13 protein-coding genes are annotated in these 12,909 nt (G+C 68.4%); 5 read left to right on the top strand and 8 right to left on the bottom strand.

Annotation, left to right across the window (positions count from 1 at the left end; all coding sequences use genetic code 11):
• Nucleotides 1–4: 4 nt before the first annotated feature.
• The 3 genes from ABN611_RS17010 to ABN611_RS17000 are packed head-to-tail and all read right to left on the bottom strand — an operon-like array spanning nt 5 to nt 3,112.
• Entirely contained in the window at nt 5–886 is an 882-nt protein-coding gene (locus ABN611_RS17010; RefSeq protein ID WP_350280855.1) for a carbohydrate ABC transporter permease, read from the bottom strand.
• Nucleotides 873–1,829 (bottom strand): sugar ABC transporter permease, encoded by a 957-nt coding sequence (locus tag ABN611_RS17005; protein ID WP_350280854.1) that lies wholly within the window; start codon nt 1,827–1,829, stop codon nt 873–875. Before ABN611_RS17005 ends, ABN611_RS17010 begins: the two co-directional genes overlap by 14 nt.
• Nucleotides 1,826–3,112, bottom strand: a complete 1,287-nt coding sequence (locus ABN611_RS17000; RefSeq protein WP_350280853.1) for an extracellular solute-binding protein — start codon at nt 3,110–3,112, stop codon at nt 1,826–1,828. Before ABN611_RS17000 ends, ABN611_RS17005 begins: the two co-directional genes overlap by 4 nt.
• Before the next feature lie 250 nt (nt 3,113–3,362).
• On the opposite strand from ABN611_RS17000, the gene ABN611_RS16995 reads away from it, so the two are divergent.
• Together ABN611_RS16995 and ABN611_RS16990 are read left to right on the top strand one after the other, a co-directional pair.
• Nucleotides 3,363–4,403: a LacI family DNA-binding transcriptional regulator gene (locus ABN611_RS16995; protein WP_350280852.1), complete on the top strand. Its 1,041-nt coding sequence runs from the start codon at nt 3,363–3,365 to the stop codon at nt 4,401–4,403.
• A 10-nt stretch (nt 4,404–4,413) separates the two neighbouring features.
• Entirely contained in the window at nt 4,414–5,220 is an 807-nt protein-coding gene (locus ABN611_RS16990) for a TrmH family RNA methyltransferase (protein ID WP_350280851.1), read from the top strand.
• On the opposite strand, the gene ABN611_RS16985 is transcribed toward ABN611_RS16990, so the two are convergent.
• Complete coding sequence (locus ABN611_RS16985; protein WP_350280850.1) at nt 5,203–5,997, bottom strand: methyltransferase domain-containing protein; 795 nt, start codon at nt 5,995–5,997, stop codon at nt 5,203–5,205. The genes ABN611_RS16990 and ABN611_RS16985 overlap by 18 nt on opposite strands.
• A gap of 155 nt (nt 5,998–6,152) precedes the next feature.
• Here ABN611_RS16985 and ABN611_RS16980 point away from each other — a divergent pair, with 155 nt between their 5' ends.
• Together ABN611_RS16980 and ABN611_RS16975 are read left to right on the top strand one after the other, a co-directional pair.
• Nucleotides 6,153–6,692, top strand: a complete 540-nt coding sequence (locus ABN611_RS16980; RefSeq protein ID WP_350280849.1) for an AAA family ATPase — start codon at nt 6,153–6,155, stop codon at nt 6,690–6,692.
• A 48-nt stretch (nt 6,693–6,740) separates the two neighbouring features.
• Nucleotides 6,741–7,424, top strand: coding sequence for an RraA family protein (locus ABN611_RS16975; protein WP_350280848.1), 684 nt, complete (start codon nt 6,741–6,743; stop codon nt 7,422–7,424).
• A 140-nt stretch (nt 7,425–7,564) separates the two neighbouring features.
• Here the strand turns inward: ABN611_RS16975 and ABN611_RS16970 are convergent, their stop codons facing one another.
• On the bottom strand, nt 7,565–8,449 hold the full coding sequence (locus tag ABN611_RS16970) for an LLM class flavin-dependent oxidoreductase (protein ID WP_350280847.1): 885 nt from the start codon (nt 8,447–8,449) through the stop codon (nt 7,565–7,567).
• Nucleotides 8,450–8,542: 93 nt separating this feature from the next.
• On the opposite strand from ABN611_RS16970, the gene ABN611_RS16965 reads away from it, so the two are divergent.
• Entirely contained in the window at nt 8,543–8,980 is a 438-nt protein-coding gene (locus ABN611_RS16965) for a MarR family transcriptional regulator (protein ID WP_350280846.1), read from the top strand.
• Here ABN611_RS16965 and ABN611_RS16960 read toward each other — a convergent pair.
• The 3 genes from ABN611_RS16960 to ABN611_RS16950 form a co-directional block, all read right to left on the bottom strand.
• The gene (locus ABN611_RS16960) at nt 8,977–9,495 is read right to left on the bottom strand and encodes a YciI family protein (RefSeq protein WP_350280845.1); all 519 of its coding nucleotides are present in this window, start codon (nt 9,493–9,495) and stop codon (nt 8,977–8,979) included. The genes ABN611_RS16965 and ABN611_RS16960 overlap by 4 nt on opposite strands.
• Nucleotides 9,492–10,571, bottom strand: a complete 1,080-nt coding sequence (locus ABN611_RS16955) for a hypothetical protein (protein WP_350280844.1) — start codon at nt 10,569–10,571, stop codon at nt 9,492–9,494. Before ABN611_RS16955 ends, ABN611_RS16960 begins: the two co-directional genes overlap by 4 nt.
• Before the next feature lie 65 nt (nt 10,572–10,636).
• Nucleotides 10,637–12,850 carry a PQQ-binding-like beta-propeller repeat protein gene (locus tag ABN611_RS16950; RefSeq protein WP_350280843.1) on the bottom strand — a complete coding sequence of 738 codons (2,214 nt, stop codon included), beginning with the start codon at nt 12,848–12,850 and terminating at the stop codon, nt 10,637–10,639.
• Nucleotides 12,851–12,909: the final 59 nt, after the last annotated feature.

Genomic DNA, 12,909 nt, shown 5'->3' with positions numbered 1-12,909 from the left:
ATTGTCATTTGATGCCCGCGGTCGCGAAACCTTGGACGAAGTACCGCTGCCCGATCAGGAACAGCAGCACCATCGGCACGGTGGCCAGCGTGGTTCCGGCCATCAGGAACGCCCACTGGGTGTCGTTCTCGGTGCGGAACACGGACAGTCCGACTTGGATCACCCGCAGGCTGTCGCTCTTGGTCACCAGCAGCGGCCAGAGGAAGTTGTTCCACGACCCCTCGAAGGTGAGCAGTGCGACGGTGATGAACGCGGGTTTCACCAGCGGCGTCATGATCCGCGCGTAGATGCCGAGCTCACCGAGGCCGTCCAGCCGGGCTGCCTCCTCCAGCTCCACCGGCAGGTCGAGATAGAACTGCCGGAACAAGAACACCGAGAACGGGCTGACCGCCCCCGGGATGATCAGCGCCCACCAGGTGTCCAGCCATCCGGTGCCGCCCTGCCCGGTGATGTCGTTCCCGCCGAACAGCGGCATGAACCGCACGATCAGGAACTCCGGCAGGATCTTCGTGTACGTCGGGATCATCAGCGCACCCACGAAGCCGAGGAAGATCAAGGAACTGCCGCGGAAACGCAACCGGGCCAGCGCGTACCCGGCCATCGACGCGATCAGCACGTTCAGCACCGTGTGACTTGCGGCGATCACGAAACTGTTCCGTGCGTACGTCGCGAACGGCGCGGCGCGCAACGCGTCCGCGTAGTTTCCGAACGCCCATTCCGTCGGGAACAGTTTCGGCGGGGCGGCCGCGATGTCGCCGGGGGTCTTCACCGAGGTGAGCAGCATCCAGACGAACGGCACGATCATCACCAGGGAGATCGCCGTCAGGGTCAGGTACAGCGCGATCCGGCCGGCCCGGGCCCGCCGGACGGTGTCAACGGGTGGCACGGTCACCTCCGGTGATCCGGCGGTTCAGCAAGGTCAGGAACAGCAGCATCGCGAACAGCACCAGGCTCTGCGCGCACGCGTATCCCATCCGGAACTCGCGGAACGCGGACTTGTAGATCTCGTAGGTCATCATCGTCGTGCTGTTCGCGGGCCCGCCGTCGGTCAGGATGTACACCTGGTCGAACGACTGGAACGCGCCGATCACCGAGGTCACGAACACGAAGAACGTCGCCGGGCGCAACAACGGCACGGTCAGGCTGAAGAACTGCCGGGCCTTGGACGCGCCGTCCACCGACGCCGCCTCGTAGAGGTCGGTCGGCAGGCTCTGCAGTGCGGCCAGGTAGATCAGCATCTTGAGGCCGATTCCCTGCCAGATCCCGACCACGATCACGGCCGGCATCGCCCAGTCCGTCGAGGACAACCAGGCAGGTCCGTCCAGACCGAGGAACGAGAGGACTGCGTTCGCCAGCCCGCTGCGCGGATCGTAGATCCACAGCCAGACCAGCGCGACGGCGATCGTCGCCGTCACCTGCGGAATGAAGATCGCGGTGCGGAAGATCGCGCGACCGGCCAGCTTGGTGTTCAGCATCAGGGCGATCAGCAGCGCGATCGTCATCGCGACCGGGACGGTGAAGAACGTGTAGATGCTGGTGTTCAGTACCGCGCGCCGGAAAACGTTGTCGGACAGCAGGTCGCGGAAGTTCTCCAGCCCGACGAACCGCGGCGGCGTGAGCACGTCGTACGACGTGAAGCTCAGCACGACCGCGGCGATCAGCGGAATGCCGATCCAGATCACCGCGTGCAGCACCGCCGGTGCGACCATCAGCAGGCCGGCTCGGCGCCGGGCCCGCAGCAGATTCCGGCGCTGCGGCAGGCGAGCGTTCCGGCCGGGTGGCGTGTCCGGGCGCGCGCGGTCCCGCGTCGGCGCCATGGCTCCGCTCACAGCCGGGAGATCGCTTCCTTGCTCAGGTTCGCCAGCTCGTCGATGGCCTCCTTGGCGGTCCGCTTGCCGACCACGGCGGTCTCGAGCGTGGTCTTGATCTTCTCGCGGATCTCCATCCAGGCCGCCGTACCGCCCTCGGACCGCGCCTTGCTCATGTTGTCCAGGGCAAGCTTCACGAAACCGTTGTTCTTGACGTAGTCCGACGTCCGCAGGTCCTGCACCCCGGGCACCGATCCACGCTGCTGAGCAGTCGGCAGGATCGATTCCGGCGTACCCATGAACTCCACCAGCGCCTGGGCCGCGGCGGCGTGCTTGGACGAGGCCGAACGGGAAACCATCGTTCCGCCCTGCAGCATCGCGGGCACCTTGTTGGCGAGGATGAACGCGCCGACCTTGTCCTCGGCCAGCAACTCCGGATTCTGCTGCTTGAGCTGCACCCACAGCGAGTTGTTGGCCATCATCATCGCGGCACGCCCCTGCTGCAGTGTGCTCGGCTGGCCGGCCGACGACTTGAACGAGTAGTCCGCGGACTTGTCCTTGACGACGTCGAGGAACAGCTGCAGCGCCTCGACCCCGCGGTCGTCGTCGAACTTCACCTGCTGCCCGGTCTCGTCGAAGAGGTTGCCGTCGTTCGCGAACAGGAATGTCTCCCAGCACTGCCGCAGATCGATCGAGAACGGGTCGAACCCGACCCGGGTGAGCTTGCCGGAGCCGTCGCTGCGGGCCAGTTCCTTCGACATCGCGCGCAGTTCGGCCCAGTCCTTCGGCGGCGCCTTGATCCCGGCCTCGGCGAACATGTCCTTGCGATAGGTGACGATCCGGGTGTCCAGGACCATCGGCAGTGCGTACAGCTTGCCGTCGTACCGGGACGGCTCGAGGACGCGGTCCTCGTAGTCGTACCGTGTGGCCAGCGAGTCGGGCAGCGGCGCGAGCACCTTCTTGTGCGCGAACGGCGGGATCCAGCCGACGCCGAGCATCACCACGTCCGGCATCAGGCCGCCGGCCAGGCTGGTGGTGATCTTCTCGTTCAGGGCGCTGTACGTCGTGTAGTCGACCTTCACCGTGACGTTCGGGTTCTTCTGCTTGAACGCGGGCAGCAGCTTGCCCTCCAGCAACTGCTTGCCGGTGCTGCCCTCGAACAGCGGGGTGAGCAGCGTGATCTCACCTTCGACGGGTCCGTCGGCGGCCGCCTGGCTGCTGCCGGACGACGTCGAGCAGCCGGTGGTGGCGGCGACGGCGCCGAGCCCCAGGGCCGTCAGGACTGATCTACGGGTGTACTCCATGGCGCGCCTTTCGTGGTGCTGCGGAAGTGGAGTGGTGCAACGATCTACCAGCCGGAGCGGCGCAGCTTTGCGAGACTGGTGCAACGATGCACCGCATGCTAGGAACGGTTTTCGCAGCCCGTCAAGAGGTCGGCGCCCAGGAACCTCGGACTGGACTTTCGCCAAGTCGTGATGCATCGTTGCACTGCGATACGGCAACACGACGGGGTGACAGAATGCGCGGGTGGGCGGTGAATTGAGAACTGGCGAGGTGACGATCCAGCAGGTCGCGACCGAGGCGGGCGTCTCGCCGAGCACGGTGTCGAACCTGCTCAACGGGCGCAACCACCGGATGCTCCCCGAGACCCGGCAACGGATCGAGCGCGCGATCGACAAGCTCGGCTACCGGCCGAACCGCGCCGCCCGGCAACTGCGCACGGGCCGCACCACCACGATCGGACTCGTCGTCCCGTCGGTCGGCAACCCGTTCTGGGGCGCGCTCGCGCGGCATCTCGAGTCCGCGGCCCTGGCCGAGGGGTACCACGTCCTGCTCTGCAACTCCGAGCGCGATCCCCGCCGCGAGCGCGACTACATCGACGAGTTGTGGGCCGACGGCGTGCACGGCGTCGTACTGTGCTCGTCGCTGCCGTCTCTCGAGCATGTGCTGCCGCTGGTCGAGCGGGGGCTGCAGCTGGTCGCGTTCGATCGTACGTCGCAGGCGGGCGATCCGGCGTCGCTGGTGAGCATCAGCGTCGACAACGCGATCGGCAGCCAGCTCGCCACACAGCACCTCATCGACCTCGGGCACCGCCGGCTGGCGTTCGTGTCCGGAGCGCTGGCTAGTGTGAACCGCAAGGAGCGGTACCGCGGGTTCACCGGAGCCCTCGAACAGGCGGGGATCGATCCGGCGACGTCGGTGCGGGCGCCGGTCAAGGGCGACGCGGACGACTTCGGTGACGTCGAGGCGTCCGAGCTCGGACGTGCGGCCGCCGCCGAGTTGCTGGCCCTGGAGGAGCCGCCGACGGGGATCGTCGCGATCAACGACATGTGCGCACTCGGTGTGTGCCGCGGCCTGCGGGACGGCGGGCTCGAAGTGGGCAAGGACGTCTCGGTGGTCGGCTTCGACGACATCGTGCTCGCGGATCTGTACGCGCCGACGCTGACCACCGTCCGGCAACCGATGCAGGAAATGGCTGCTGCGGCGTTTTCCCAGCTCCGGTCCCGGCTGGACGACTCGGGGCCGAAGCAGGGGCAGTCGCTGCTGTTCCGGCCGGAGCTGATCGTCCGTGAGTCCACGGTGGCGCCGTCGTAGGGTGGACGCTGTGCAGCGGATCTCGTCGCGCAACGCGCGTTTCCAGGTGTGGCAGGCGTCGTTGAGCAATCGCGCCAAGCGGCAGCGGTCCGGGGAGTTCCTCGTCCAGGGCGTGCGGCCGATTTCGGTTGCTGTGGACAACGGTTGGCCGGTGCGTACCGTCATCACCGACGCCTCGCGGCCGTTGTCACGCTGGGCATCGGAGCTGTTGCAGCGGCTCCCGGGTGTCGAGCGGGTCGCGATGGCGCCGGAACTGCTCGCCGAACTCGGCGAGAAGGACGACCCCGAGTTGATCGCCGTACTGGAACTGCCGGCCGACGATCTCACGCGGATCCCGGTCGGTCCGGATTTCCTCGGGGTGGTGTTCGACCGGCCGACCGGGCCCGGGAACATCGGTTCGATCATCCGGTCGGCCGACGCGTTCGGTGCGGACGGCGTGATCGTGACCGGGCACGCGGCCGACGTGTACGACCCGAAGTCGGTGCGGGCGACGACGGGATCGCTGTTCGCGGTTCCCGCCGTCCGCGTGCCCTCACATCGCGAAGTCCTGGACTGGGTGCGACGGTCGGCCGCCCCGGTCGTTGTGGTCGGCACCGATGAGCACGGGTCCGTGGATGTCTACGACTTCGACTTCACGCAGCCCGTCCTGCTGCTGATCGGCAACGAGACGGCCGGTCTGAGTACGGCGTGGAAGGAAGCGGCCGACCACCTGGTCCGGATCCCGATCACCGGATCCGCCAGCTCGCTCAACGCCGCCAATGCCGCGACCGCCGCGCTCTACGAGATCTCCCGGCAGAGGTCACGCCCGGCACAGTAGTTCGCCGTGCAGGATCGAGATGCACGCGTCCGGCGTGGCCGTCCAGTCCTGCCAGGCCCGGGAGATGGCTGTGAGTCGCTCCTCGGGTACGCCGGACGCGCGCGCCTGGTCCGCGAGCGCCGACTCGAGGATGCGGTCCGCCCACATGCCGCCCCAGAACGCCCGGTCGTCCGGGTTCGCGAACGACCAGGTGGACGTGGTCGCGTCGACGTCCTCGAACCCGGCCGCCAGCGCCCACGACAGCAGGCGCCGGCCGGCGTCCGGTTCGCCGCTGTTCACGCGCGCCATGCGCTGGTAGAGCTCCATCCACTCGTCCAGCTCAGGAAGCTCCGGGTACCAGACGAAGCCGTGGTAGTCCGAGTCGCGGACGGCGACGATTCCTCCGGGTTTGCAGACGCGGCGCATCTCGCGCAGGGCCTGCACCGGATCGGCGACGTGCTGCAGCACCTGATGCGCGTGCACGACGTCGTACGTGTCGTCCGGCAGGTCCAGCGCGTGGACGTCGCCGACCACGAACTGCACGTCGACAGCGTTTTCCTCAAACGCTTTCCGGGTGATTCCCAGCGCCGCCTCGTTCGCCTCCAGCGCCGTCGTCCGGCCGGGCTCGACCAGGCGGGCCAGGTCGGCGGTGATGGTGCCGGGGCCGGCGCCGACGTCGAGCAGGGACATGCCGGGACGCAGGTGCGGGAGCAGGTAGCCGGCCGAGTTCTCCGCGGTGCGCCACCGGTGCGACCGCAGGACCGATTCGTGATGGCCGTGCGTGTACACGTTGTTCATCCCAGGCTCCTTTGCCCTCTCGCCGACTTCGCGTCCACCACGCTAAATCAGAGTCTTGCTAAATGAGACATATCGTCTCGATATACAAGACACCTACCTGGGGTCTTACACCGCGTTTACACCGCGCGCCGACAGTGACCGCTAAGGTACGGCGGGTGCAGTCGAAACCGATGCTGGTCGTGGTGAGTGGTCCGCCCGGGACCGGGAAGACGACGCTGGCGCACCGGATCGCGGCCGCGATCGGCTGCCCGGCGATCTGCCGGGACGAGATCAAGGAGGGCATGGCGCACGCGACGCCCGGTTTCGTTCCGGGGCCCGGCGACCCCTTGACGATGCGGACGCTCTCGACGTTCTTCGACGTGATCGGACTGCTGGTCGGCCGCGGTACGTCGGTGGTCGCGGAGGCGGCGTTCCAGGACCGGCTGTGGAGCCCGGGCCTGAGCCCACTGCTCGGTCGCGCCGACGTCCGGATCGTGCACTGCACCGTCCCGGCCGAGGTCGCGCTCGCGCGGATCACTGCCCGGACGAACACCGACCCGCGCCGGGCCGCGCACGAGGACACCCAGATCAGCGCCGACGCCCGGCTGCGGACCCACAACGCCTTCCAGCCGGTCGATCTGGAGGTCCCGTCGCTGGTCGTCGACACCAGCGGCGAGCCTGACCTGGATGAGATTCTCGCGTTCCTGTCGCGGTGACGTGGTGGACTGTTCCCCTGTCGCGAGGTTCATCGAGAGGGGCTGGGGATGCTGGAGCGGTTCGCGGAGTTGACGACGGCGCATGTCGCGGATGCCTGTGTGCGAGCCGGTGTTCCGGTACGCACGGTTTCGTTGACGGCAGTGGTCGGCGGCCGGGTCGCGGGGCGGGTGCTGCCCGCGCAGCACGTGGGAAGTGTCGACGTTTTCCTGGAGGCGTTCGAGTCCGCGGCTGAGGGCGACGTACTGGTGGTGGACAACGGTGGCCGGCGGGACGAGGCGTGCGTCGGCGACCTGGCGGCGCTCGAGGCGGCGGCGGCCGGCGTTGCGGGGATCGTGATCTGGGGACTGCACCGCGACACGGCCGACATCATCGCGATCGGGCTGCCGGTGTTCAGCCTCGGCGCGTTGCCGACCGGGCCGCTGCGGCTCGACCCTCGACCCGATGACGCGTTGTCCAAGGCAACCATCGGGGAGTGGACGGTGACCCGGGAGGACATCGTTTTCGCGGACGAGGACGGCGCGATCTTCGTACCGGCGGATCGGCTGGACGAACTGCTCGCACTGGCGACGACGATCCGCGACACCGAACACCGACAGGCCGTCGAGATCCGCGCCGGCCGATCGTTGCGTCAACAGGTGAGCTTCGCCGACTACCTGTCGAAGCGGGCAGCCGACCCGTCACTCACCTTCCGCCAGCACCTCCGAGCAGTCCGCGGGGCGATCGAGGAGTAACGCCACCACCGACCACGCCCGCACCTCACCGCCTGCACCACACCGCCTGCAGGTCCCGGCCTGCACCCCACCGCCCGCAGGCCCAGGCCTGCACCTCGCCGCCCCGCACCTCACCACCCGCGCCTCACCACACGTTTTCGTCAGCTGGTGGCGGCGCGGACGGCGGGTACTACGTCTTGTGCCCAGCGCGCGAGTTGGACGTCGTACGGCTCGTTGCCGCGGGGGAAGAGGGTGAAGCCGGTGGCGTTGTGGTTGAGGATGGCGTCGGCGAGTTCCTCGATCCACTGGGCCGGCGAGCCTCCGATCCAGCGGCCCTCCTCGTCACGGGTCCGGGGCAACGGACTCGCGGTGATCACACCCGGGAAGTTGTAGATCGTGCCGACGTCCGACGGTTTCCGTCCGACCGACAGCGCGGCCTCGTCGATGATCGGGCGGGACCACCGGTACCGATCACTGAGCCAGTCGGCAGCGTGGCCGGGGATCCAGCCGTCGGCGTGCCGGCCGGTCGCGGCGAGGGACTTCGGGCCGTTCGAGCCGGTCCAGATCGGCGGCGCGGGTACGGCGGCCGGGCGCAACGGCCCGATCGGGTAGTGCTTCGTCGGTTTCGGCGTACCGCCGTCGGACAGCCCGCGCACCAGCTGCATCGCTTCCTCGAACGCCTCCACCGCCTCGGCCGGACGCAGCTCCGGCACCCCCATCGTCGTGATCCGGTCCCAGGCCCCGCCGGCGCCGAGACCGAGCACGAACCGCCCGCCGGACAGCGCCGACAACGAGGTCGCCGTCCGCGCGAGCACCGGCGCGGGGCGCAGCGGCAGGTTCGTCACGTTCACGAGCGCCGACAGCCGTTCGGTGCGGCCGAGCAGGAAAGCGATGGCGGCGTACCCGTCCAGCATGTCCGGAACATACGGATGATCCGCGAGGCTGACGTGGTCGAGGCCGTCCCGGTCCGCCTGCTGCGCGAGCCGCACGATCGCCGCGACGTCCCGGACCGAGTCCGGCGAGCCGTAGCCGAACTGCACGTTCATAGCCACTCCCTCAAGTAGTTCGGTGTCCTAACTAGTTGTAGCACGAATGCTTAGAACCACAAACTATTAGTCCAGCGGACTATCATGGGAGTCATGACGACGACGGCTGCCCGGGACACCGATCTCGCGAGTGCGCTGGTGCAGACCATGCACCGGCTGCAGGACCTGCACGCCGAGACCAGCCGGCCGCTCGGCCTCACCCCGCAGCAGGCGCACCTGCTCTGCGTGCTGCTCGCCGGCCCGCTGGGCATGACCGAGCTGAGCCGGATGCTGAACATCGAGCGTTCCAGCCTGACCAGCATGGTCGACCGGCTGGAGCGGCGCTCGCTCGTCGCCCGGATCCCGACGCCCGGCGACCGCCGCGCCTGCCGGATCGAGCTGACCGACGACGGCCTGGCGCTGGCGCACGAGGCTCACGACGCGGTCGTCGACCGCATCCATTCGATGACCGCGGAGCTGTCCGCGACCTCGCGCTCGACCTTGCTCACCGCGTTGCAGGCCATTCTCGCGAAGGAGACGTCCGCTAGCTAGCGGCGGCCGCCGAACTCCCAGGGGTGCACTTCGGCGTGCTCCGCCTGGATCAGCGCAGCCGCCGCCTCCGCGGACGGCGCCTCCACCAGGGCCGCGCGGCCGGTGTGCGAGCCGTCGACGAGCAGGTCGCCGTACAGGATGAGGTGGTCCGACGTGAGTGGGCGCGCCGCGTCCTTGGTGAGGACGAGGTAGCGGTTGTAGCCCTCGACCGCGGTCGCGAACTCCCACATCGTGCGGCCGAGGTGGTTCTCGAAGCGGTACACCTCGACGGTCTCGAACGCACCGCCGAGGTAGTACGGCTCGTCGTACACGAAGGAGTGCAGCGCTTTCTCGGTCGGCAGGTCGACGACGTGCAGGCTGCCGGTCGACGCTTCCCGGTCCTCGGTCAGCGTCGGGCCGCGCGCGATCAGCTCGGCGGCGTACCGATCCATGAAGGCCCAGTGCTCCTCGGTCAACCGGGCCTTCACGTCGCCGGCGCCCGCGCGGTCGCGGCCGTAGACGAAGTACTGCGTCACGACAGGTGCAGCCGCAGGATCGTGTCGTAGTCGACGATCTCGACACCGGCGGCCGGCGTGAGGGTCTGCTGGGAGGAAACGATCAGCAGCTGCCGCGGATCGGTCACGTCGACGTCGTACTTCGACTTGACCTCGGCGCGGTTGTCCGCGGACTTGAGGTACTCGGCGTACTGCGCGAGTTCGGCAGCGCTTTCCTGCACCGGTTTCCGGAACGTACGCCGGCGCTTCTTTCCGTTGACCGCGTCGACGAGCGGCAGCTCGAGACGGCCGACGACGTGGCTGCCGCTCGCGCGCTCGAGGATGAAGTCCGGGTGCAGGTCGCCGAGCGCGGGCCGGCGGATCAGCTTCGTCGCGTCGAACGCGGACAGCAGGATGCTCTCGTGCTTGTCCAGGAACTCGTCGACACTCGCGTCCTGCAGGCCGTGCGCGAGGTACGTGCTCTCGAACGCGTCCGCCTTCAGCACGGCCGGGTCCACCGGCAGGCTGAGCGTGCCGATCGGGTCCAGGTGCGGGCGGGCGTTGGAATACGTGTTCAGGAAATCGAGGTACTTGTCGGCCGGCTCCGAGCGATGGATGGCCACCGCGAAGAACACCCAGTGCGTCCGCAGCGAGTCGCCGGCGGTGTGCACGAGCAGGGCCCGGTCGAACGTCGCGTAGTTGCCCGGAGCGAACTCGAGCAGTTCCTCCCCCGGGCCGACGAACTCCTCGCCGATCAGGTTCACCGCTTTCGGAAAACGCTCGTTCAGCGCCTGCCGGCCGGCGGTGGTCGTGATCGTGGCGTCCTTGAACAGGTTCTCCCCCGGCAGCGTCATCACCGCGCTGCCGCGACCGAGTCCGAAGTACTCCTCGACGCTCGCGGCCTTCTGCCGCCGCACCTCGAGCGTCCGGTACTCCCGGCTCAGCCCGACGAGCTCGAGGATGTTCCAGTCCGGCGTCTCGGTCAGCACCATCATCCGCGGGAACAGCATCGGCCCCGGCAACTCGGTGCGGTGACTCACCGGCAGATGCCCGGCCACCCCCTTCAGGTGCTCCCCCCAGAACTGGCCGTTCACCTTGACGAACTCGGTGGGTTTCATCGTTCTCCTCGCTCAGACACTCCGTCTCAACCTTCAACTCCCGCCCGAGCAGACACTATTCCCCGTCATCGCAGGGCGATCAGCGAGTCCCGGCTGTGGACGAGCACCAGGTTCCCGGCGGCGACCACACCACGCCGGCAGTCGATCGGCCGGGCGAGCTCGACGTACTCGACGGCGGTGGTCACCTTCGCGATCCGGCAACCGTTTTCGTCCGCATGGACGACGAAGACCCGGCCGTCCGTCGTCAGCACGTGCCGAACGCCCCACGGAATGTTCACCTGCGTGGTCGAGACGGTCGCGCCGGTGGCGGCGTCGATGAACCGTACGACGGTGTGCGTGGAGCGCGCGGCTTCGCTCGGGCAGCTGAACACCACGACGCGGTCTGCGGTGCGCTCGATCTCCGGTGAGCAGGCCCAGGCCCCCGGGATCTCGGCGCGCCACCGGACCTCGCCGGACCGCGGATCGACCGCGGTCAGCTCCCCGGACTTTTCGGCGTCGTCGTCCTGGCCGACGACCACGTCACCGACCGTCAGCAGCTGACCGAGCGAGCTGTCGCGGATCCAGCGCTGCTTGCCGCTCTTCAGGTCGAGTCCGACGAGCTGGTCCGGCTCGCTGCCGCAGCTGCGGCCGAGATGTACGACGGCCATGTCGGCGGTGGCGGTCGCGCCGATGCTCGTGCAGCGGCCGGGCTCGAACTTCCAGCGGTTGGAGCCGTCGATGTTCGTGCCGTACAGCTTGTCGGATCCCTTGCTGACGGTCTTGCCGGTGACCAGCGGGTCGGCGTTCTGGATGTCGTAGTCGCGGGTCCAGTCGGGCCATGCCGCCGTGCGCTTTCCGGTGCCGGCGTCGAGTACGACGGCGGAGCGGTCGTCGTACGTCAGGAGCAACTGGCGGGCGCTGTCCAGCACCTGCAGCCGTGGGTCGTCGTTGGTGTCGGCGCGGATGTAGCGCCAGCGGGTCTTGCCTGTCGCCGGGTCGATCATCTCCACGGTGCCGCGGCCGGAGGCGATCGCGATTCCGTGGGCGGTCGCCACGGTCTGCGAGCGAAACAGCCTGCCGCGTCTGGTCCAGAGCGTTTCACCGTTGACGACGGAGCTCACGCTCGAGTCCGCCGGTTGGTGCTGGTCGTCGAGGTGTTCGTTCACGGCGAGCAGGTAGCCGTTCTGGACCGGGTAGATGACGAACACGGTTGCGAGGACGACCACGACGATCGCGCTGGTGGCGGCGAGGAACTGGCCGCGGTTCATGGCGACGCCGCCGATGAAGCGTGTGGCGAAGTACGCCGGAATGCTCGCCAGAACGAGCAGGACCGCGGTGACGGCCAGCAGCGGAACACGTTGTCCGACGCCCACGACACCGTTTTCCGGCGGGAGGTTGAACAGGATGATCACCAAGCTGACGAGGCCGACCGCAACCGGGCCTGCGGTGACGACGCGCGCCTTGTGATCGGTACGGCGTACGGCCCACCAGAGAACGCCGACCGCCGCCGCGGCCAGCAGGGTCATCACGATCGCCTGCCACCTCGGGTCGCTCGTCGAGGCCGGAATACGCCACGGCTGCCCGATCGACAGTGCGGCCGCCGCGAACGCCACCAGGGCGGTCAGCACAGCCAGCACCCCGAGCCCCGCGCGCTGCCAACCACGCCAGACCGACGGTGTCATGTTCTCCAGCAGGTCCAACTCGGCCGCGAGATTCGCCCGGGCCGCGGTGTCGTACCGCTCGTGAGCGAGCTCGGTGCGATAGATCCGCTCCGAATCCACCATCGCCCGGATCTGCTGCTGCCGTACTTTGCTGTCCAGCCGACTGTCGCGCCGTACCTCGGACGCATACGTCGAATACCGACCATCCGCCAGCACAGCAGCTACCGCATCCAGCAGCACGTCCCCGTTGGCCCCGGCGTCGTCCGGTCCTGTCCGTACGACGGCCGCACCGGACGGATCGCCCCCGGTGAGCCGCACCAAGCGTGCAACCTCAGCGACCCGAACCGGACTCAGCCCGTACGCAGGCAGCAGCTCCTCCGCCAGCCGCGCCGACGCCTCGGCATCCTCCCCCGCCGTGTTCCCCTTCGCATGCTCAGCCCGATGGAACCAGGCAGCCAACCGCACCGCCACCGGATCCGTACCCAACTGCTCCAACGAATCCAGCGCCTGCAGCACCCCGATCAGATACCGCTCCCGGTACGCGACCCGCCGCATCCCGCCGTACCGCCGCACCAACTCGTCGGCGAGCGCTCCCGCGTCCGGTATCGCGTCGTTCCATAGTTCCCGAAGTCCGACCACCCCGCCGATCCTGGCAGACCCCAGGCTCGTAAGGGCGGACCAGCCCCTGGCCCGCGTTT

This window comes from Kribbella sp. HUAS MG21 (genome assembly GCF_040254265.1).
Taxonomy (GTDB): domain Bacteria; phylum Actinomycetota; class Actinomycetes; order Propionibacteriales; family Kribbellaceae; genus Kribbella.
Note: the sequence above shows the minus strand (reverse complement) of the source record. Positions and strands in the feature narration are given on the sequence as shown.

Coding starts and splice junctions, on each gene's coding strand:
- ABN611_RS16985 (WP_350280850.1), bottom strand. CDS start 5,997: ATGAACAACGTGTACACGCACGGCCATCACGAATCGGTCCTGCGGTCG.
- ABN611_RS17000 (WP_350280853.1), bottom strand. CDS start 3,112: ATGGAGTACACCCGTAGATCAGTCCTGACGGCCCTGGGGCTCGGCGCC.
- ABN611_RS16965 (WP_350280846.1), top strand. CDS start 8,543: ATGACGACGACGGCTGCCCGGGACACCGATCTCGCGAGTGCGCTGGTG.
- ABN611_RS16955 (WP_350280844.1), bottom strand. CDS start 10,571: ATGAAACCCACCGAGTTCGTCAAGGTGAACGGCCAGTTCTGGGGGGAG.
- ABN611_RS16970 (WP_350280847.1), bottom strand. CDS start 8,449: ATGAACGTGCAGTTCGGCTACGGCTCGCCGGACTCGGTCCGGGACGTC.
- ABN611_RS16975 (WP_350280848.1), top strand. CDS start 6,741: ATGCTGGAGCGGTTCGCGGAGTTGACGACGGCGCATGTCGCGGATGCC.